Origin of the sequence: Pseudoalteromonas sp. Of11M-6 (assembly GCF_022347905.1) — a bacterium.
In the GTDB taxonomy this organism is placed as follows: domain Bacteria; phylum Pseudomonadota; class Gammaproteobacteria; order Enterobacterales; family Alteromonadaceae; genus Pseudoalteromonas.
The window spans coordinates 100,115-121,796 of record NZ_JAKRFW010000006.1; the positions used below are offsets into that span (position 1 = coordinate 100,115).

General features: G+C 40.6%; 19 protein-coding genes. 9 read left to right on the forward strand and 10 right to left on the reverse strand.

What is annotated here, in order from left to right; translation table 11 throughout:
• The first annotated feature begins 10 nt into the window (after positions 1–10).
• From MHN32_RS04770 to MHN32_RS04790, 5 genes are all read left to right on the forward strand, one after another.
• The gene (locus MHN32_RS04770) at positions 11–1,240 is read left to right on the forward strand and encodes an ABC transporter substrate-binding protein (protein WP_239421068.1); all 1,230 of its coding nucleotides are present in this window, start codon (positions 11–13) and stop codon (positions 1,238–1,240) included.
• Entirely contained in the window at positions 1,237–4,548 is a 3,312-nt protein-coding gene (locus MHN32_RS04775) for a response regulator (RefSeq protein WP_239421069.1), read from the forward strand. The genes MHN32_RS04770 and MHN32_RS04775 overlap by 4 nt, the downstream gene beginning before the upstream one ends.
• 78 nt (positions 4,549–4,626) lie before the next feature.
• Positions 4,627–6,780, forward strand: a complete 2,154-nt coding sequence (locus MHN32_RS04780) for an exonuclease domain-containing protein (protein WP_239421070.1) — start codon at positions 4,627–4,629, stop codon at positions 6,778–6,780.
• 1 nt (position 6,781) lies between these two features.
• Entirely contained in the window at positions 6,782–7,150 is a 369-nt protein-coding gene (locus MHN32_RS04785) for a DUF1294 domain-containing protein (RefSeq protein WP_010607536.1), read from the forward strand.
• 90 nt (positions 7,151–7,240) lie between these two features.
• Entirely contained in the window at positions 7,241–7,753 is a 513-nt protein-coding gene (locus tag MHN32_RS04790; RefSeq protein WP_239421071.1) for an Mpo1-like protein, read from the forward strand.
• A 48-nt stretch (positions 7,754–7,801) separates the two neighbouring features.
• On the opposite strand, the gene MHN32_RS04795 is transcribed toward MHN32_RS04790, so the two are convergent.
• A complete protein-coding gene (locus MHN32_RS04795) occupies positions 7,802–8,758 on the reverse strand; it encodes an FHA domain-containing protein (protein WP_010374789.1) in 957 nt (318 codons plus the stop codon).
• A gap of 591 nt (positions 8,759–9,349) precedes the next feature.
• Between MHN32_RS04795 and MHN32_RS04800 the strand changes: the two genes are divergently transcribed.
• A complete protein-coding gene (locus MHN32_RS04800; RefSeq protein ID WP_010607539.1) occupies positions 9,350–9,937 on the forward strand; it encodes a CBS domain-containing protein in 588 nt (195 codons plus the stop codon).
• A 130-nt stretch (positions 9,938–10,067) separates the two neighbouring features.
• Here the strand turns inward: MHN32_RS04800 and MHN32_RS04805 are convergent, their stop codons facing one another.
• Both MHN32_RS04805 and MHN32_RS04810 read right to left on the reverse strand, forming a co-directional pair.
• Complete coding sequence (locus MHN32_RS04805; protein ID WP_174170724.1) at positions 10,068–10,985, reverse strand: M14 family metallocarboxypeptidase; 918 nt, start codon at positions 10,983–10,985, stop codon at positions 10,068–10,070.
• Between the two features lie 91 nt (positions 10,986–11,076).
• A complete protein-coding gene (locus MHN32_RS04810) occupies positions 11,077–11,484 on the reverse strand; it encodes a hypothetical protein (RefSeq protein ID WP_010607541.1) in 408 nt (135 codons plus the stop codon).
• Positions 11,485–11,910: 426 nt separating this feature from the next.
• Here MHN32_RS04810 and MHN32_RS04815 point away from each other — a divergent pair, with 426 nt between their 5' ends.
• Positions 11,911–12,303 (forward strand): hypothetical protein, encoded by a 393-nt coding sequence (locus MHN32_RS04815; RefSeq protein ID WP_010607543.1) that lies wholly within the window; start codon positions 11,911–11,913, stop codon positions 12,301–12,303.
• A 130-nt stretch (positions 12,304–12,433) separates the two neighbouring features.
• Here MHN32_RS04815 and MHN32_RS04820 read toward each other — a convergent pair whose 3' ends face one another.
• The gene (locus MHN32_RS04820) at positions 12,434–13,978 is read right to left on the reverse strand and encodes a PAS domain-containing methyl-accepting chemotaxis protein (RefSeq protein ID WP_239421072.1); all 1,545 of its coding nucleotides are present in this window, start codon (positions 13,976–13,978) and stop codon (positions 12,434–12,436) included.
• Between the two features lie 358 nt (positions 13,979–14,336).
• Here MHN32_RS04820 and MHN32_RS04825 point away from each other — a divergent pair, with 358 nt between their 5' ends.
• Entirely contained in the window at positions 14,337–15,047 is a 711-nt protein-coding gene (locus MHN32_RS04825) for a MauE/DoxX family redox-associated membrane protein (RefSeq protein WP_239421083.1), read from the forward strand.
• A 55-nt stretch (positions 15,048–15,102) separates the two neighbouring features.
• Here the strand turns inward: MHN32_RS04825 and MHN32_RS04830 are convergent, their stop codons facing one another.
• On the reverse strand, positions 15,103–15,870 hold the full coding sequence (locus MHN32_RS04830) for a DNA/RNA non-specific endonuclease (RefSeq protein WP_010607546.1): 768 nt from the start codon (positions 15,868–15,870) through the stop codon (positions 15,103–15,105).
• A 931-nt stretch (positions 15,871–16,801) separates the two neighbouring features.
• Here MHN32_RS04830 and MHN32_RS04835 point away from each other — a divergent pair.
• On the forward strand, positions 16,802–17,704 hold the full coding sequence (locus tag MHN32_RS04835; RefSeq protein ID WP_239421073.1) for an integrase arm-type DNA-binding domain-containing protein: 903 nt from the start codon (positions 16,802–16,804) through the stop codon (positions 17,702–17,704).
• Positions 17,705–18,345: 641 nt separating this feature from the next.
• On the opposite strand, the gene MHN32_RS04840 is transcribed toward MHN32_RS04835, so the two are convergent.
• From MHN32_RS04840 to MHN32_RS04860, 5 genes are all read right to left on the reverse strand, one after another.
• A complete protein-coding gene (locus tag MHN32_RS04840) occupies positions 18,346–18,744 on the reverse strand; it encodes a protein-export chaperone SecB (RefSeq protein ID WP_239421074.1) in 399 nt (132 codons plus the stop codon).
• Positions 18,745–18,746: 2 nt separating this feature from the next.
• Entirely contained in the window at positions 18,747–19,058 is a 312-nt protein-coding gene (locus MHN32_RS04845; RefSeq protein ID WP_239421075.1) for a hypothetical protein, read from the reverse strand.
• A gap of 11 nt (positions 19,059–19,069) precedes the next feature.
• Positions 19,070–19,630, reverse strand: coding sequence for a hypothetical protein (locus tag MHN32_RS04850; RefSeq protein WP_239421076.1), 561 nt, complete (start codon positions 19,628–19,630; stop codon positions 19,070–19,072).
• Positions 19,631–19,740: 110 nt separating this feature from the next.
• Positions 19,741–20,460 carry a site-specific integrase gene (locus tag MHN32_RS04855; protein WP_343224379.1) on the reverse strand — a complete coding sequence of 240 codons (720 nt, stop codon included), beginning with the start codon at positions 20,458–20,460 and terminating at the stop codon, positions 19,741–19,743.
• A 154-nt stretch (positions 20,461–20,614) separates the two neighbouring features.
• Positions 20,615–20,836: a hypothetical protein gene (locus MHN32_RS04860; protein WP_239421077.1), complete on the reverse strand. Its 222-nt coding sequence runs from the start codon at positions 20,834–20,836 to the stop codon at positions 20,615–20,617.
• Between the last annotated feature and the right edge of the window lie 846 nt (positions 20,837–21,682).

The following is a 21,682-nucleotide window of genomic DNA, read 5'->3' on the forward strand; positions in this document are numbered from 1 at the left end:
TAGTAATACGATGAGAATATTATTACTGTTTTTCTGCCTCCTGAGCTCAGTTTGTCTCGCCGCAAACTCCAAGCAAGTGTTTCGTATTTATCATGACGCTGATTATTCTAATTTAAATGAGTCAGCCGAAGCGATAAAAATGGGCTTTTTAACCGCATTCGATGAAGTAGATAATCAAATCCAAGGTTATAAGATTGAATTGGTGGCCAAAGACCATCGTGGTAATAGTAATCGTAGCTTGCTTCACTTTAAGCAATTTTTAAAAGACCCGAATGCCTTACTCGTGCTTGGTGGTGTTCATTCTCCTCCTTATATTAAATTTCGTAAATTCATCAATGAGGGGGAAGCGCTGCTGTTGGTTCCTTGGGCCGCTGGTGGGCCAATTACAAGATACCCGAGTAAGGATAATTGGATTTTTAGGCTTTCTGTGGATGACACCAAAGCGGGTAAAGTACTCATCAATTATGCAAAGCAACAAGGTTGTGTTGCACCTCATTTACTCCTTGAGGATACCGCATGGGGGCGCTCTAATTACGACACATTGCTAGAGGAATATAAAACGGCCAAGCCTAACAACGCGCTGCCTGTATCTTGGTTTAACTGGGCAACACAAGAGAATGAAGCACGGATCATGGTCCATAATATTATTGAAAGTGAGCCGCAATGTATCATTTTTGTTGGTAATGCGATTGAGGGCGCAGAGTTTGTAAAAGCCATGGCAAGTATTGACGAGGCGCAGCGCCTGCCCATTGTTAGTCATTGGGGGATAACTGCGGGTAACTTTTTTAAAGTGGTTGGGGATAAGCTATCTGCAGATGTCTCATTGGCGGTCCTACAAAGCTGTTTTTCTTTTGAGAATAAACCATTAAGTGCGTTTTCGGCACGGGTATTTAATCGTGCAAAACAGCTTTTCCCGACCGAGTTTGCCAAGCATGGATTTGTTCAAGCAGCTCCCGGATTTATCCATGGCTATGACATTGCCAAGCTTCTTATTGCAGCAGCGGAGCAGATAAAACTGACAGATTCAGTCGCGACCAACAGAGTCTTATTAAAAAGCGCATTTGAGGATTTGCAATCGCCGATCAGCGGCCTCATAAAAACGTATCAACGGCCTTTTAGTGTCTGGAGTGATAAAAATGATTCAGCCCATGAAGCGCTAACCGTGCAAGACTTGTGTATGGGGCAATACCAGTCTAATGGCAGTATTAAACTAGTTTATAGTTACCCGGGGTCGCATTGAAAACTAAATTCACCTTAACGAGTAATCGCGCTTTTTACACCTTTTTAGGGTTAACGGCTATTGTTTCACTTCTGCTCAGTGCACTTTTTGTTGGGCTGAGATCAAATGTCATTGTCGAAGACTTAGTGAGAGAAACGAATGAAACCCAAGCTCAACTCGCAGTTAACAACTTAACTCAGTATCTTGAGAGCCGTAAGCAGATCCTCTCTGATCTTTCTCTACATCCTATTATCGTAAATGGTGCGATGGGTACAGGGCTCTCCGCTGCTAAGTTACGAGACTTTATGCGCAGTTTTCAAATTATAGGTAGAGAAGAAAAGTTAATGGTGATCAATGTATTGGGCGATGTTGTTTATGCAAACTTTGATTCTCATGAAGTGTTAGACCAAAAACCAAAGTGGCTCGATAAAGTGATCAATGCAGAGTTGGTCAGTGCGATAGATCTCACTCAGGTTGGCAACCTGCACTATTTCACAATAGCAGTACCGATTTATTATAACGGCTTTGCTGAGGGAGCACTTATTGGCGAGTTTTCGACGAGCTTAGAGAGTTTGCTGAGCTCCTCATCGTCCACATCTTTTCATAGCATTGGTTTAAAAGGCAGGTGGATTAATTTTTCTAACGTCCGAAAAGTTGAAACTTACTTTAGTGTAAGCAGCCTCGATGTTGGCTCCACCGATTTAGTTTTAGATTATCGTGTAGATAAGAGTCAGGTCACTGACGAAGTGAAAATGTTTGTGTGGGATCTTATTGGTGCCATTGCTTTTGGGCTATTCCTATCATTTGGCTTGCTCTATTTGTTTGGTAAGCAACTTCTGTTAAATCCATTCAAAAAACTAGAAGAATCGAGGACAACACTCAAACGCAGTGAAGAGCGATTTAAACTTGCAATATTTGGTAGCGATGATGGCCTTTGGGACTGGGATCTTGAGCGGAATGTGGTGTTTTATTCAGATAGATTTAAATCTTTACTAGGCTTTTCGCAAGAGACACAAGCTTTATTCTCTGCGCATATTTCTAGTTTATTTGACCGAGTCCACCCTGCAGATCTCCCCAATTTAGAAAACTCAATTAAGTTTCATATGACGGAAGAAGAGCCTTTTGGTGTCGAGTGTAGAATAAAAACGAGGCAAAACAGCTATCGCTATTTTTGGCTAAAAGGTGCTGCGGCACTTAAAGATGGACAAGCGAAGCGGATAGTTGGCTCACTTTCGGATATTACCGATCAAAAGCTTCATCAAGAAGCGCTGAAAAAGGCCAAGGAACAAAATGATTTACTCGCTCAAGCAATAGAGTGCGCAAATGTCGGCATAACGATTGTTGACGCGACTAAGCCTGAATTGCCAATCGTATTTGCGAATAAAACATTTCAACAAATCACCGAATATGGTGATGAAGTACTGGGTAAAAATTGTCGCTTTTTGCAAGGTGAACATACCCAGCAGCAAGCGTTAGAGGAAATCAGGGAAGCAATATTAGCTCACGAATTCGTCAAAGTTGAATTGATCAATTACACCAAATCTGGAAAGGCATTTTGGAATAGTTTACAGATCTCTCCGGTGTTCAACGAACAAAATCAATTAACAGCATTCGTCGGTATCCAACAGGATATTACCGCTGCTGTTGAGGCGAAAAAAGAGCTAGAACAAGCGAAGCAAGCTGCGGAGCAGGGCGCGCAAGCTAAAAGCGAGTTTTTAGCGTCAATGAGCCATGAGATCCGCACGCCAATGAATGGTGTAATAGGCATGTTAAGTCTGCTAGAAGATGAGCACCTTACTCAAACTCAATTACATAAAGTGAGTCTAGCAATGGGCAGCGCCAAGTCGTTATTAAATCTCATCAACGATATTTTAGATTTTTCTAAAATTGAGGCGGGTAAGCTTGAACTTGAGTCACTAGATTTCGATGTTAGGGCATTACTTGGCGAATTGATTGAATCCGTTGCGTTGCAAGCACAGAAAAAGGGACTTGAACTTATTCTAGATGTAACCCAACTTGAAAAGCCATTGGTGCAGGGGGACCCGAGCCGCATTCGACAAATAATCACCAACCTAATTAGTAATGCAATCAAGTTTACCGAGCAAGGCGAGATCATCATCCGAGCTTGGTTTAGTGAAGTGGATAATAAACTGAGATTTCATTGCTCAGTTGAAGATACCGGCATAGGGATACCAGAGGACAAAGCGGATAGGCTTTTTGCTAAATTCTCTCAAGTTGATGCCTCTACGACTAGAAAGTATGGAGGGACTGGACTGGGGCTTGCCATTGTCAGACAACTCTGTGAATTAATGGATGGCGATATCGCCGTTAGTAGTCGGTTTGGACATGGTAGCCAATTTGAATTTTTCGTGACTTTGATCCATGGCGATAATACTCAATTCGAAGCTGCAAAAATTGATTTACAAGGGATAAAAATACTCCTAGTTGACGATAACCTCTCAGCCTTGACGAGTTTGGAATCTCAATTGAGGCACTGGGGGGCGGATGTGTATAAAGCCAGCTCTGGAATACAAGCACTCTCGCTGTGTGAAGCTGAATACCAACGTGATAAAAATGTGTTTGATATCGCCTTACTGGATATGACGCTTAGAGGCATGTCGGGTGAGCAGCTCGGCGCTGCACTAAAAAATGATAAGCGATTCAAAGCGATAAAACTTATCATGATGACGCAAATGGGTACTAAGGGGGATGGCCAGTTTTACGCGGAGCGTGGCTATTCAGGCTATTTTCCAAAGCCCGTGACAACTAAAGACCTTTTTGATGCGTTAACCATTTTAGCTGAAGATGGCAAGGCGCTGGCGAATGCGAAACCACTGGTTACGAGTCACTATCTGAAACTGGTAAGAAAGGTGAACGAAACCGAATTTACGTGGCCAAAACCTTGTCGTATTCTACTGGTTGAGGATAACAAGGTGAACCAAGTTGTCGCATTAAGTATGCTCAAAAAATTGGGGATAACCCATATTGAAGTTGCCGAAAACGGACTGCTTGCCATTGAACTGCTCAAGTCACATCAAGATGAATGTCAATTTGAGCTAATCTTAATGGATTGTCAGATGCCTGAAATGGATGGCTATCGGACGACCGAGTTAATCCGAGACGGAGCCGCAGGTGAGAGTTATCAGGGAGTAAAAATATTAGCCATGACAGCCAATGCAATGTCCGGTGATAGAGAGAAGTGTTTAAATGCAGGCATGAACGATTACCTCACGAAGCCCATTTCGGAAGAGCCATTGAGCGAGAAACTACAATATTGGCTATACAAAAGCGAATACGCTTCCACAGGCGATACAGAAGAAACGACTTAAGGGGGTAACTGAAGCAAATTGGCAATATTTTCTATCTATGATAATCTTTACTGTATATAAAAACAGTTGTCTGAATTTGTGTTGAGAAAAGAATTACCCGCCAAATATTACTTAAGCCACTTTAGTGAGCTTAGCGATTATTTACTTAAAGTATGTCAACCGCTATTAAGTAGTGCTCAGCGTGAGCTGCTGGCTGAGCTACACCGCTTGCCTGAAGATGAATTGTGTTTGTTAGTGCGGTTTATTTCCCGCAAAACTCCTTTTCTGGATATCAATTCACTGCGCTACGAAGAGATCAATAATATTTGTGAAGTCGCGTTTTCATTAAAAGCAAAGGGATTACTTCGTCAGGCACAACAAGACGACTTTCAAGCGCTGCTGCATTGCTTAACTAAACCATGTTTAATTGAACTTGCCGAGCGAGAGAATTTAACTACACTGCCAAATAAATCGGCAAAAAAATCGCTCTGGGTAGCGTATATCAATCAATCTGTCTGCGTTGAATATCTAAATACACAAGAATACCTATCCCAGTATCTCACGCTCTCATTTCAAGCCGATATCGACTACTTTCTATTTTTGTACTTTGGCAAGATAGGCTTTAGCTTAGCGCAATTTTCGATGCGAGATCTTGGTGTAATGAATACCAGGAGCGCTGACGCCGCTTACCATGCACATTTTGAGCAAAAAGCAGAAGCCGTGAGCGCGTTTTATTATGCAAATGCACTCAGTGAGCTCAAAAATGCCCCTGAAGATGAATTAGTGTGGCGTGCTAGACAGGCCGCAGCGCAACAATTGCCTAAGGTTGATGGGCAATATGCAGTGGCTGCACATGCAAAGTACCTGTTAACGCTTGCCAGAAAGTTAGGTCCTGAATTTTCCCATTTTAAAACCTTACTAGGTATGACTGAGCACCCTCAAGCTTGTGAGATGTTGATACGACATAATTATAAGCAAGGTGAAGTTGAGCTGGTGCGAGAGCAATTAGAGCGCATTTTGCAGGGGGAAAGCGATGAAACATTGATGATCTTCGCGGAAGACTTTTATCAGCGTAAATTTAACCAAAAACGCACTTCTGTACTTACGGATATGCTAAGAAAAAGTCAACCAGCGATCCAAATTGATGAGGCTTTTAAGGGACAAACAGAAGCTGGCGTCATTGCTTATTATAAACGGCATAGCATCGAGGCCTATCATGTTGAAAATGAAATTTGGCTGGCCTTATTTGGATTGACCTTTTGGCAAGAACTCTTTTATCACCCAAAAAGTATCGTTGCTAATGGGTTTTCTAGAACTCCGCTGGCGTTAAAAGAAAATCGCTTTTACAACGAATTTGAGGAGGAGATTGAATGTCGCTTAGCGAGTTTTACAGATACTTCTGCTTGGATGAACTGGCTTCTACGCCAGATGAGCGAACATTACGGAGAAGCTAATCGGTTGTTTAATTGGCATGATAAGATGCTCGACTCAATAAAAATATTATTGTCTTACTTGGCAATTGAGGATGTCAAATCTGTTTTAAGGCTAATGTGTAGTGATTTTCATCTGATGAAATCTGGTTTTCCCGACCTGATGATAGTCGACGAAAAAGCGGGCTTAAGGTTTGAAGAAATCAAGGCACCTGGAGATAGTCTTAGCCGAAGTCAGCTAGTTAACATTTCTAAACTCTTGCAATGCAATATTCCCACGCGACTGCAAACCGTTGAATGGCATATTTGCAAAGAGCAACCTTATGTCGTTGTCGATATTGAAACCACCGGTGGCAACAAGGAGTTTGATCGCATCACCGAGGTAGTCATGGTAAAAGTCGTTAACGGCGAGGTCGTTGCTAAATGGCAATCACTTGTTAATCCGATGCGTCGTATCCCACAAAAAATCACTGAACTGACAGGGATCACTCAGGCAATGGTGAGTGATGCTCCAAGTTTTTTTGAAATTTTGGAGCAAGTTGAGCGGTTTAGCCAAGGTGCTATTTTTGTCGCGCATAATGTGAACTTTGATTATGGCTTTATTCGGCAGGAGTTTGCTCGAGTCGGCCGAGAGTTTACTCGTGCGAAGTTATGTACTGTGCAGTTAGGCCGAAAGTTTGTGCCGGGCCTGCGCTCATATGCGCTAGGGGCATTTTGCCAAGCGATGAATGTACCTTTGGTTAATCATCACCGGGCGATGGATGATGCTTATGCTACAGCTGAAATTTTCATTGAAATCAATACCATAAGACAGGGAAAGTAGCATGTCAGCGGTTCGTTTAATGCATCAGCAGATGGGCCTATTTTGGGGCGCAGGCGTGTGGTTAGGGGCGCTTTGCGTATCTAAGCTACCTTGGCAAGCGGTTATTTCTGCAGCGGTGTTGTTGGTTATTAATTTATTTATATTTGCACTTTTTTGGTGGGATAAGCGCGCTTCAACGCTTGCTCAATCACGCATTCCTGAGCGTAATTTACTACTGTGTGGGTTACTTGGGCTCAATATTATCACACCAGTGGCAATGTATATGCTCAGGCATAAAACCATCAAACCTAGTTTTAATTTTAAGTTGTTGATGGTGCTCATAATGCAGACTATTGTATTCGGTATGCTGTTTATTTGGTTATTTATATAGGCCCTAATAAGCTAATAGAATTTTTTATTGATAAATTTTCTTTATTGACTAATTATCAGTAGGATAATTGGTATCAATGAGAGAACAATAATGAACAAACTAGAGACGTTATTAAGTCAGTATGCCATGTATCATCGCAGCAAAAGAAACATTCTGACTCACTTTTTTGGGATCCCGTTAATTGTCATTGCTGTTGTGGGTATGACTTTTATCCCGCTATTCAGTGTATCAGGAGTGACCATCACCCTTGCCGCGCTGATAGGGGTAGTTTTATGTGGCTATTACCTGATGTTATCCCCCATTTTTGGGCTCATGATGAGCGCCATCATACTGGCTTTTTATTTCTTTGTTCAAACGTTGAATCCGCTCATCGTTAATGCAGGAATAATGACGGTATTGTTTTGGGCTGGTGTTTTCTTTGTAGGTTGGGTGTTACAGTTTATAGGGCATTATTTTGAGGGAAAAAAGCCTGCGTTTGTCGATGATTTGATTGGTTTAGCAATTGGACCACTGTTTGTACTTGTGGAGCTTTTATTCGTATTGGGGCTATGTAAAGAGCTCGAAAACAAAATAGTGAATAATGCTGGAGAGTATAAAGCATAGGCAAATAGTTGGGCCGAAATGCTATTTCTGCCCAACTAACAATATCGCTTAAGTTGTCATGCGAGTTTCTAATTTAGAGCCTTTTATTATCGTGATATCTTGGCAATTCAATCTTACTCGACCACAGCGAGTTTCTAATAAAAAGGTCGCTTCAGGGTAATCTTCGCCACCTGAATCGACAAATTGCTTACGTGCGCGGTGAACCATAATGTTCATATGGTTTGTTTGTACGCCGAGTGCTTTTGCTAAGTCATCGCGGTAAACCCAACCTTGAACATCCGATTCAAGGCCTGCATCTTTATCTTGGATCCGAGTTCTGGCAAGCAGCAACAGTAAGTAGTGATGACTTCTGACGCCTAAATCTAGGTGTTTATCATCAACACTTAGTGTTAGTTGAGTATCTTCTTCGTCTTGACTTACATTGAACTCTAGTGCCATTGGCTTGGCAGCTTTTTGGCATTCAAGGTGTTTAGTTACCGCGATGGTCGTGGCAGAAAAAAACATCCATTGGTCGTTCATCAGCGATACAATACTGCCATCTATTAAGGCTTGTCGATCTGAGGTATTGAGATCTTCTAAAAACCAATAGTTGAGCAATTTATCATAGTAAATGATGTGTTTAGGATCATCTTCACTAGGAAGTAGAAGTTGATTCGTTACTTCTACTACTTTTTGGTTGTTTGACTGAGAAACTAGATATTGACACTCGGTTTGCAAGTTCGCCGCCACAAACGAGTTTTGACCAGGTGCTGCAAAATCAATCTTATCATTTTCGAATAGCTGATACGGCAGGTTCTTGTCGAGCTTTTTATCGTTTATCCAGATGCCGTTTGTACTCACATCTCTGATAAACCATTTGTTTTCATTGAGTTCGATAATGGCGTGATGTCGCGATACTCCCGGCTTGTCTATCAAGGTATCTACACTATATTTATAGCGGCCTACCGTATGATAGCTTTTAAGATAGACTCGTTCGAGTTTCTGTTCGTCGATTAAATAAGCCATAGTTAGTTCCGTATAACTTTGATGAAAATTACATGCTTATACAAAATAGATATCACAATTCAGCAAGGCGTAAATTTCATCTATATCAATGTATAAGTGCCGTGAAGCATACAATTTTATTTCCTTCTACTCAATGATAAAGACCCACGAGGTGGGTCTCGTTGAGGGAAGAATTCACCAGTACTTATCGTACCGGCTTGGTCTAATTTGGAATTACAGTTTTTCTAGTTTGACGCGGAATTCCAATGCCTAAACCAATTGTTTGATATTAGGGTGATAAATCCTAGCAAACATCTTCAGTCTAATTCGTTTGCTTAAATTTAGCTATTACACGGCATTACACTGAGATTACAGGAGTTTTAGACTGCATTGACTTGAATATATTCACTGAATAAACCATATTTTAATTAGAGAGGGGTGAGGTTAGCTCTCATGTGTTCGAGTTTTCGTAATCTCTCTTACTTTTCCAGTTACCTAAAATAATTTCTTACTGCCTTTGCACTGGTTGTTCTTTTTATTTTTAGCTGTGGATTGTTCACAGCAACATAAAAACCAGACTTTCGAAGAGCTTTATAGAAGCAGGAGTATAAAATGGGCCAATACAAAGCGTTAAAAACCGTTAAGTTGGAAGGGGTATTTCAGCTTTGTGATCACTTCGATTCAGAACCTTTAAATATGGACAGTAGTGCGATTAAGGTGGTGACTGACTTTACTCGCAGGCAGCCTCAGGTGATAGCAAAAGACGTCGATATTGATCATGCTTTATACATGATGAAAAATGGCCATGTGCGCTCAAAGCTCGTTGTCGACGAAGATGATAATTTCTTGGGAGTGGTAAACTGTCGCGACCTTACGGGTAGAAAGGTCTTAAGTGTTGCCCAGCGAAAGCAGGTGTCGAGAGAAGATGTGTGCGTTGAAGATGTGATGGTGAGTAAAGAAGAGCTCTACGCTGTTCCCTATGAAATGGTTGCTAAAAGTACAATAGGAGATGTGCTTGAAACCTTACAAAGTTTAGGATTGCAGCACGTTTTATTGGTTGGTTCGGAAGGGCTCAGAGGTATGATCTCAGCTAGTGACATCGCAAGAGCATTGCATATTCCAGTGAGTATTTTGCAAAAACCGACCTCATTCAAAGAAATCTTTGGGGTTGTTAGCGGTAAGGAAGACTTAGCGAATTAGGTTTTATTATAACAGGTCGTGTTGTTTTCACCGGAAAAGTTTAGCGCTTAACAATATGACAACTTGGTAGATCCTGTTCATTCTCCTAGCTCCTAGGTGTGGTTTTTAACAAACCACACCTTCTGAAACCTTATAGGCTTTCGTTTTGTAGGTATTTAATGGCCCCTCTAATTGCTGCCACTTGACCCGCGATACAGTTTTCTGGTGTTGCGTTTTGACCATCAGGGTAAACTTCTGTTGTTGTTACAAAAGCGGCATTTGTCATACCCATACATAAACCTAGTGCAGTACCGTCATAATTAATCACACCGTGCTGTTCTAAATCAACACCGATTAACTGCCCATGGTCATCTGCATCAGCAATCTGTGTTACCGCAGCCACTTCTTCGATAATACGTTTTTGAAATTTAGCTTCCGGTTTTTGTGTATGTCCGACTAAATAGAAACCGTCAGGAATGTTCCAATTGTGATTCTCTTTACCATCTCTTGCTGCCAATGCTGGGCGGAATTCTGAGTTGTCGGAATCTGTGGTTTCGTGTAAATCAACATGACACAGAATATCCGCTGCTTTCTTATTGACAAAGTCTATTGCTGATCGAGACTCAAGCGCTGGACTATCCGCATAAAAAGAGCGATTAGGGTCAATGGCTTCTGGGTTCCAGCGGTTTATCGTTTCATAGCCCCAAGGACTCAAGCAAGGCAAGATAATGAAATTATAAGCCTGTTCATATTGTTGTGCTTCTGATTTGGCAAAAGCAAGAGCACCATGTACACCGCTTGTTTCGTAGCCATGCACGCCACCGGTAACCAGTATGGTCGGTTTGTTTTGCTGCCAGTTTTTTGTTGTTAATGCATATAGAGAATAAGTTTGGTTGGGGTAGTCAAGCTGACCATACTCGGTGACGTCAAAAGTGTGCTTGAGCGCTTCTATTTGAGTTACGACTTCTTCAGAATATGAGCGTTTTATCGATTGGTTTTCTAACCACAATGTTTTTTCTTTGGAAGTCCAAGGTACGCCGAGCGTACCTATAGCATATTGTCTTTGCATAATAACCTCGTTATAAGTTTAGGTTATCTTACTCAATGCCTCGTTTTGAAAGCAACTTTATGAGACTTACTACACGCGAATAAGGATAGGATTAAATGTACCCGAGTAGTTTAAGGCTATGTTGTTGCGCAAGATTGGGTTTGAAAGACCAGATCCTTAGTTCTCCGGTTGTAAGATAAAGTTTGGTGTAACTAAACCATAGTAATCCTTCTACGGAAATTTTTTCCACTTCTTCTGCTGGAATATAGTGCTTTTGACCTAACAAGCTGTGATAAACCACACCTTGATTGCAGATGATTACTCGGCTTTGACCACTGAATATTGCCCATAGCCCTGTAGCAATATAAAACATGATTGCCGCAGATAGCGTTAATTGGACAAACGAAATCATGCTAATTCTTTCAGATACTATTAAAGTATCTAAGATAAGCAAGCTAAGCGCGATAATAGAAAGGGAAATGAAAAATGATAAGTTCATTCCTAATTTTAACTCTTTCATTGTTGTTCCTATTTTTCTTTGATTGATTTTGAGAGTGTGCAAATTATTTCAACAAAATGAATCAATTGTGGAGGTCTAGAACTTTTCTTACTAATTCAAACTTTAAGATTGATGCTTTTTGGGGAGGCTGATTCTTTATTCGTATGTATTGGTGCTTGTGACCAGCATACGTAACCCATTTTAGCGATATAGACCGTAATGTTGAAGGAGTTTGGATGCTTCTTATATTGTGAAAAATAAAATGTAATAAGTTGGACTCGATAGTCCTTTTGACCTTTAACAAGCTTTGGAATGAGGTGTAAATGAACTTGCACTTTTTTAATATGACAAATGGAAAAAGTTAGCATATGTTTAAATATTAGCGTTTTTTGTTCCGTCTTGAAATATCTGTGATCTTAATTTGCAGAAAAGGGTTAAGGAAGAATTATGAAATTTGAACAGCTATTAAACCACTTTGATACTGGTGTTTGCGTCGATCAGATGCAAAAAGAAGCTCTAATTGATATCGCACTATTGTTTATTGGTGTTGACGGTGTCATCAGCGAAAGTGAAAAGCATGTTGTGCGAAAGTGGGCAAAAAGCCTACATTGGAACTCTGCAATCGCATTAGACGATTATATTGAAGACAGCCTGTCAAAGTCTGTTGTTGCGATAAAAAATAATGATATTGAAGCTTATGTGCAACACCGCATGAATAACATTATTGATGAACCGATGCGTAAACTTGCGAAAGATCTAGCCGTGCGTGTTATTGAAGCTGATGGCAATGTGAAACAGGCAGAAAAGGAGGCACTCGCCATTCTTGAGGCGGAACTATAACATTGTTTTATTTGCGAAGTAAGTGGACCTAATTTGTCTAGTAAAATGCTTAGGTCCACTGATATTTAAGAGTAGTTACTGATTAGGCTTTAATGTACGCATACATTAAGTCCTGTTTCACTTTGATTTCTCATGTTTGAGAAAATTGCTGTATTAGGCGCGTTTGCTGCTCGATTTGAGTCAGCAATTCTTGACTTAAAATAAAAGATTTCTCGCCGTGCTCCGTGCCTTTCTCTGCGAGCGTAGTCACGCTGTCAACGTTTATGCTTATCTGTTTTACCACACAACTTTGTTGTTCAATGGCGGCGGCAACACTGCGATTTAAGTCGGCTAGATGCATCACATGGCTTTGAATGGTATCAAGGCTTGAACCGTTATTTTTTGCAAGATCAACACTTTGATTTGATAAGCTATTACTTTTTTGCACTGACTCAACAGCGGAGCTGGAAATATCATTTAGCTCTTTAAGTAATTGCGTGATTTCTTCTGTGGAAGTTTGTGTGCGTTGTGCAAGTGTGCGAACTTCATCTGCTACAACTGAGAATCCTCGCCCATGTTCGCCCGCTCGGGCGGCTTCGATTGCGGCATTTAACGCAAGCAAGTTGGTTTGATCGGCAATAGAGTTGATAACACTAAGGATATTTTGAATTCGATCATTACCGGAGACTAAGCGGTTCACGGCATTGTTCACTTCCATTAAATGCTCATCAAGGTAGTGAATCGAGTCGATGACATCCTTTACTGCGGCTTTACCACGCCCAGCCTGTTGTTCTGAGTTATTAGCCGCATCAGCAGCGTGGTTTACGTTTTCTGAGAGCTCGTCAATCGTTTGTGAAAATTCGTCCATGCAAACGACCATTTCTTTTGCCTCGCTTGTTTGCTGCTTTAGTAGTTCAGCAACAAATTGGCCGCTTTGTGTAGTAAGTTTTGCATTTTCACTTACTCGAACGGACACGTCGTTTACTCTGCCCACCACCGCAGAAATTTTTGCCTTCTGCATTTCAAATGCTAGTGTAATATCAGCAACCCGATCGCGAGATTGACCGTATATCACAGACATTAAATCATTATCAAAAATCGTTTTGGCTTGTGTGAGCAAAGCTTTATATTTAGAGCGAAAACGTGCGGTTAACGCAATTGTGATGAATAGTAGAGTCAAAGGTAGCAGCGTAAACCAATGGTTGTTTAATAGCGATGCTAGAGGCAAAGTTATCGCGATGAAAAGCAATAACATAAATGAGAGGCGAGTGCTGTCATAGCGACTCGTTTTTTGTTGGCTATCAAGAGTGCGATAAGCATTTTCTGCGCGTTTAATTACCTCGGGAGAAGGACAAGTTCTTACAGATTGGTATTCAACTATGTTGCCTCGCTCGTCTTTAATGGGAGTAACAAAAGCGTTTACCCAATAGTAATCCCCATTTTTTGTTGAGTTTTTAACAGGTCCCATCCAAGATTGGCCATTTTGAATGGTAGACCACATATTTCTAAAAGCCGCTTTTGGCATATCCTGATTACGAACTAAGTTGTGGGGCTGACCAAGCATTTCTTCAATGCTAAAGCCTGATATGTCACAAAAAGATTGATTTGCGTATGTAATTCGACTGTCCAGATCCGTTGTTGAAAGCAATACATTGTGCTTGCCTAACTTTATTTCCCTACCCATTATTTTTGACATTTGTTTTTTATCTCGGTAGCTAAAGACAAGGCGAAATATAAATCTAAGACTTTATAGTCAGAAGGTTTTTTTACCCGAATTGCGCTTTAATAACGTGTTTTCTGACCAAGATCAGGTTTATCTTTGGTTACCTCATTCGAGGTTAATTTGATTGTGATGCATCAATAAATTCAACCAGCTTTCATGTTATTGAGTGTAATTAAAGGTGGTATGGAATTCGCTTTAGTTACAATCATTAAGCTGAGATTGCGCTAATGTCGGCAGATTTTTCTTAGCTGATTTACGCGGTCGGTAATTTCTACTTATGTTTGTAATAAAATAGGGGGAGCCACCAGTGAAAAATGCGACACTTTACCGAATGCATACCTCATCGCACATTTGCCCTTTTGGTCTCAGAGCTAAGGATTTGCTTTCACGAGAGGGTTTTTATGTAGACGACAGAATGCTCAAGTCAAGGGAACAGACGGATGAATTTAAAGCCACTCATAACGTTGACACTACACCACAAATATTTATTAACGATGAACGTATTGGTGGCTATGAGGCGCTGCGTCGATATCTAGGTAAGCCGTCACATAAGGAAAAGAAAAACGTATACTGGCCAGTACTTTCGATATTTTTAGTCGCGCTGCTGGTCACATTCGCGATACAATTTCCTGTCAATAATCTTGTGGAATGGGTAATGCCCTTTATTGGGTTTTCCATGCTGTTACTCGCGGTACAAAAGATACGCGATGTTCATAGCTTTACGAACTCCTTTATCACTTACGATTTGTTAGCGATGCGTCACCTAAAATACGCGTATGCTTACCCCTACTTAGAGTTATATGCCGGCGTTTGCATGCTAACAACTTTGCCAGCCATTTATTATGCACCAGTGGCAATATTCATAGGGTTTATAGGCGCAATCTCAGTGTTTAAGGCCGTATATATTGATAAAAGAGTGCTCAAATGTGCATGTGTTGGTGGTGACACTGATGTGCCTTTAGGTTTTATATCATTAACCGAAAATGTGGTTATGTTTGGTGCAGGGTGGCTTATGTTGCTCAGCTATTTTAAGCTAACCTAAAGTTCGAATAAGACCTGCTAGGCACTAAAGGGCTACCAACTGGTAGCCGTCACAACTAGCAACCTAGTGGTGCGCTAAGACCGCCGACTCGACCCTCAATGTCGGTGGCTTTATAGCTTGGCAGGCTAGGTAGGATATTCAGGCCTGCTCTTTGTTCTACTTCGTCAATGGTTACTTCTGTTTTGCAGTAATCAAGGTATCTTCCAGAAGTTTGCTCCATGATAAAAGCAGAAGCCTTCACATTTGAGCCAGCTATTGTGACGACGACCTTAAAATAGCCTGACGGAATAGTGTGAGATTCATCAGCACCAGGCAAGGTAGCAAAGTAATATTCATACAAGGGACCCGTGAACACATAGGCATTTTCGCCCGTTCGCACTAAACTTCTCACTGCATTCTCTAATTTAACCCATGGACCCTGATTAAGGTTTGATGATTGTGGGGTAATGTTCGAGAGATAGTTAGTATCGCTCCAATTGGATGTATTGGAAAACGACGCCAAAGGCACTTGATGACCTCTATCTGTATGGATAGTTGCCCACGCATCGCTGTAGTCACTTGGCTCTAGCGTGTATCTACTTGCAATTTTAGGGTCTGATTTCCAAGTTCTAGAACGGCTTGGTCCGTCAATTGTGCTTGGTGTGACTTTGTATGCTACCCAGTCCGCAAACTTTGTTGCGCGATTATTGCTAAGCACATATATAGGTCGCTCAACGATATCATTACTTGATGGTGTGCCAGTTGGGCAACCGTAGTTGCTACATATGTTGGTGTTTGCATTTGCAGTCGCACTGACTGCAAGCATGAGTATTGCGAATTTCATTTTAATCTCCGTGCTTAATTGAAAGTCACGCAATACTAGGTTGGTTATTTGTCAGTATTATTACCTTAATGTAAATATATTGTGTTTTGTGATTGCTGCTGTTAGTTGAAAACTACTGTGAAAGAGCCGATTTATAAGGCGTTATAGCTATAAAGTATGTTAAGAATCCCTCATTTTCATTTTACTAATTAACTGGAAAATAGAGGTTAGGAGCAGAGCCGACATAATGGAATAGGCACAAATAATCCAAGCCTGAGTAATGCATGCCTTTTGGTCTTGTCACGTAGAGTACTGGAAGTAGAAACTACACTGTTTGAAGTTTAAAGTGAGAGGTTGTGTCGGGAAGAAAACACTTAATAGCCGACATCAGCGATATGTTTTGGTGTTCTTATTTCGCCAAACTCATTTAAGCTGAATTAGCCATCAGAGTTATTCGTTTTTGAAGGCTTTGCCTCTGGCGAGAAATTTTTCTTACATTGTTTTAAGGCGTTGACATTGAAAGGAGTCGCTAGCGATGCTTATTGAGGTGAGCTTCTAGTACGTTAAAGAAAACAAAGTTCATAAGTCTAAACAGGAATAACGAACGAAAATAGGAAAAGTTATATTACTAAGATACTAACACAGCATATTTTACGAACGGAAATGAATGAAGTTAACTTATTGAATAGAGTGTAGAAAAACTGGTCGGCATAGCAGGATTTGAACCTGCGACCCCTGACACCCCATAAAAATTAACCGTGTTCAAACGTGTACAATCGTGAACAAACGTGAACCATCGTGAAGCATCCAAATAAAATCTAACCCATTGCCGTTGCTAATAATTGCACTGTAAATTATACATAGTGAAGCAACGTGAAGAATCGTGAGTTAAAACCAGTTGGTGCGATAACTGTGCGATAAATTTATTGGCTATGTGTTAGGTGTGCGATAAATGGCGTCAATTAAAGCAAAATTAACAGAGTCGGTGCTCAAAAATATTCCACTAGAGATCACCCGAATAACAGATACTGAGCTCTCAGGTTTTTATCTCAATGTTGGTAAGCCTAAAAAAGATGGGAAGCGTTCTTTAGTTTACTACCTTTATTATCGATTAGGTGGCCGAGGTTCAAAAGAAAGGCGTTTAGCATTAGGCCGTGCGCCAGCCTTGAGCGTTGTTAAAGCTCGTGAGCTAGCAAAGCAATACATTGGTGATGTATCGCGCGGTATAGATGTATTCCTTGAGCAAAAGGAAAGAACCAAAGCGCAAAAGCAAGAAGCTGAAGCGCCAACGGTACAAGAATTAGCTACAGAGTTCCTAGAGCGCTATATCAAGGTTAATCGTAAAGACCCTCTAGAAGGTGAGCGTATGTTTGAAAAAGACGTGCTACCAGTGATAGGGGGCGTTAAATTAAAAGACATCACCCGCCGAGACATTTTAAGCAGAGTATTAGACCCAATCACCGACAGGGGAGCAGGTACTCAAGCCAATAAAACCCTTTCGATCCTTAAGCAGATGTTCGACTTTGCCGTTGAGCGTGACCTAATGCAGGGCAATCCTATCAGTACCGCCAAGAAAAAGAACGTTGGCGGTATTGAAAAACCACGAACACGCGCCCTTGAATTTAAAGAGCTGATACAAGTATTCGAGCGCTTACCTAAGCTCGGCGTGAGCACGCAAGTGATCTATGCCCTAAAGTTTATCGCTCTAACTGGTTGCAGGCCGATAGAAGTGACGGGCGCGCAGTGGCAAGAGTTCGACTTTGATAAAATGATTTGGACCATTCCCGCCGAGCGAGTAAAGCAAAACAAAGGCGGGGAGCGAATCCACAAAGTGTCTATCACCCAAAAATTTTGATGGCTACAAAAGCGGAGTTAAAGAGTTGAGAGACTATGTAATAAGTTACTCAAATGGTTACAAAGGTGGACTGAAAAAAGTGCCAAACTCAGAAGTCTCTTTTTTCAATCACAAAAAGAAAATAATAAAGCTCGCTAAAAATTTGGCATTGATGTTGCTAATTTACCCAAAGGTGACTTTTTTTCCGTTGAGAGTGATTTCTTCAAATTGCTAGACGTGATAACCACAACATTCACAAATGAGCGAGAGGTTCAGAGAGCGCGTTTTCTGATGCATAAAGTTGATATTCACTACAGATAATGAGTAGTAATCTCAGCTCTAAGATGCCCCACCCCTTGCGAAACGGTTTCTAGGGCGTTTATATTTAAAGCTAAAACCATTTATAGTTGAACAGTTGATCTGAAGGAGTATTTACAGTTGAAAAAAGTTAGGGTGAGTAGGAGCATTAAATAAAGAGTAATCGCATTTTCAACCACCAATATTCTATAATTGAAAATAGTTTTATTTACTATCGGTTACTATGGTAATTTACTTGAGCTTTAGGTTTTAAAGTCGAATTTAATTATTAAAAAATTTATTGCTCAGAAAGACAGGGTTTGGTGTACATGTTCTAAATCTAAGATGTACACCAACTCCATTAATTAACTTTTTTCTTGCATATCTTTGTACATAGCTGAAAAGTTGACGCTTGGAAGCATTATAGGGTCATACCCTGCATTGAGTAAAAGCGTACTTACAAAGGCTCTCATATACGGAAAAGCTATTGCAGGTGCATTTACGTATGGAAAGTGAGATTTTATAAACTCATCGTCAAGTTCTCTATCTAGCTTAAAAGTTGATTCATACTCAAGCAACAGTAAGTGTGAATTTTTAACTTTTAACCTTAAGGCAAAAAAGATATTAAATTTATCAGATGTTTGTTCTGAAAAATTCGGCTCATAGTGAAATCCAAATTTATCGATTTCATCAAAGCCTTCAACTTGATCCTTATCAAGTAGGTTTATTTCTTTTGCCTTGTTAGTATATAGTTGAATGTTCATTTTTAAGCCGCTAAAGAGTTACCATAATCGTCATCATTACAAGCTGTAGCAATTTTGCTTGAACTATCCTCTAAGTAAGTAACTTCGAGAATAATAATCTCACGATAAATGTCATTACGAAATTTTTCAAAATTGAATTTGTTGAAGGATTGTTTCCAATATTCATTTGAATGAGGTTTTTTTACATCACACAGAAAGTCGTGAGCTAATGGGCCAACAGACTCATAGCTTTGAAGTTCATTGTATAGCTCTTCAGCAGAAACTTTAGATAGCTCTTCTTGAAGTAAAAGTACACGTTCTTGTAAGCTTAACATATTAATCTCCTTCATGCTGTAGGCATTTTTTCTGCGAAATCAGATGGTTCAATGAAACCATTTAAGAAAATACGGTCTTTTGCTTCCTCGAAAACGCAAAGTTGCTGTGGTGTGACCAAACCTAACTTTGATCTATTAATTTTTGGATCAACAAAATCAATTTGTTCTTCTCTTCTTCCATCCTGAGCTCTGACGCCTAGATATGGAAATATTTCTTTCGAGCACCTTAACTTACTTAAGATTTGATTAACAGTAACACTTTTACGTATCTCTTCTTTATCAAGTTTAGCAAGGATTGTATCTTTTAGTTGGATAAATTCTAATTGGTGCTGAACGTTACCTACTAAATCTAGTACTTCTTTTTTAAAGCATAAATTTATATTGAACTGACCTATAACTCTTCTATTAGAAACTCCCCACTTTTTTGCCCAATAGTCCGAGTCAGTCCAAAAGTAGTAGCCCTGAGTTAGCCATTGATTAGCACCATTGCCACTTCGGAAGGGTATATTATCGACAATGTAATCGAATCCATTCTCTAATTTGCAAGTGTGGTAGCCAACGTGAGCAGTCATTTCCATATTTCTTATATTGATTGTTTTATATAATTTAAACAAGGCAATTGTACATACCAGCTCAGACTCTAGCAACATTTAATTAAATAGTAGCAATTAGTTATGAACATTCACTGAAGGTATACCTTAGTTATCTCTTTTCTAAAATGCCCCATCTCTTGTGACACGGTCTCTAAGGCCGTTTCATACTTATAGCCCAAGCTTTTAAGCTCAACCATCCGCTCTTGTGCATAACTATGCCTGAGGCCATGTGCGCCTGTAGAGAACAGCAAAGTGCGGTTTGAGGCTTTAGAGAAAGAATCAGACCATTTTTTACCGCCAGCAATATTGTATCGCTGAGAATAGTTAATCTCTCTGTCTACAACCGTGATTGGTTGAGCTAAACGCTGTTGCTCGAGCTGAGCGGCAAGGGTATTGGGAATAAGCACATGACGAATCAATCCTCCTTTACCAACTACAGTGTAAAGTTCACCATCTCGGCCTTGCCATTTTGAGTCTAGAGCAGGGCGTTTGTCTGGACTTCGCTCACTAGCTTTGGCAAGCGTCAGTAACTCATGGGCGCGCAGGCCGGCGGCAAAGGCGATTTGTGTAGCGAGTTGATGCTTTGCTGTTTGCCGATGTGAAATAGCTCTGGCTTGATCTGCAGTGTAAGCCCGAGAACGCTTGATTTCTTCTGAACATGACTTAACTCGATAGAGTGTTTCTTTTGGCTGTAGCTTACCGTTTAGTTGCATCATAGCTTGTATTGCTTGACGCTCCATATCTAGGGTTTTTTGGCCGACAATTTCAGCTCGGTAGTCAAGATAAATTCGGGCTTGTTCAATACTCATAGATTGAATGCCGTTTATACCAATATCCTTTGACCAGCTGGCAACCGTTTTTAGTGCCTATTCGTAGTTTCTAGCTGTGCCTAAAAAGCGTATATGTTTTGCTTTGGTAAGCCCTTTGATAACGTTTTTAGCTTGTGTACTGGGCTTGGCAAGTTTAGGCATTTTTATCGAGCCACCGCTTCACGGTCGTCCACTGTACAACGATACCTCTCATGGCAAGCCAGCGTTGTAACTCAGCTTTAGTTGCACCCGCGTCATATAGCTTACAAAGTTGAGTGCGATGCTTATCAAGCTTGAATGGTTTATGTCGTTTACCAGCCCGTAGTTTTGTTTGCGCTTTCAATAAAGCGACTTCAGTATTGGGGTTAAAAGTCATGCTTGTTCCTTGGTTGTAAGATTAACTGGCAACACAGTTGCTCAGCGGCACTAAAGCCTATTCGCCCTAGTTAAGCGCAACAGCGCAAGGCTCGGACTGATCTCGCCTAAAATAAAAACCTCAGATACGTGGAAGCGGCAGCAACTAAGCGCCGAATTTGAAAAGCGCCATAAATGTGGCGCGGCATGACATAAATATTAAAACAGTGAGGGTCCTCACTACGTGTCGTCGGCAGCTGAACAGCGCCGTTTTTCTTCAATGCCCAAAGGGCTAAATCAAGTTTAGGTTAGCGTTAAATAAGGTCGCTTTCAATCTGCAAATAAAAATCTGCGTATAGGCTCAGCAAAACCAAGCCCCCCGCTATGAAGCGAGCGATTTATCGCTTCGACATAGCGGGGGGCGTAGCCCCTTGTAAAAGAGGAAGAAATTGCTCATGATGCCTTAGTTAAAAAGGGCTTGGTTTTTGGTAATCTTGCAGTTGAGTTCAAAGGGGCATAGGCTTAGATAGGTATAGATCATTGGAGTGTAAGTATGGGTCCCGTAATCGTCAGTAACTTACTCATTCTGGGTGTTGTTTTGTTTTTTTATTTGCTGTTTAGAGTTGTGAAACAAGAAGAGAAAAAATATAAATAATACCGAAGTACCCTAGCTTCTCTATTTTTTAGTGCTTATCTTTGACTGTTTCTTCAGGGCCAGTATTTCAAAAAATTTTAGACCAAGCCTACGTGTAGCTTCACATCAATATTGCAACAACTTTATTATAGTGTTAATGTAATTCTACGGTGGCGCATCGCCATTCTGCTCTTGACTAATTGTTTTTGATAGTAACCGTTATCTGTTCTAGAT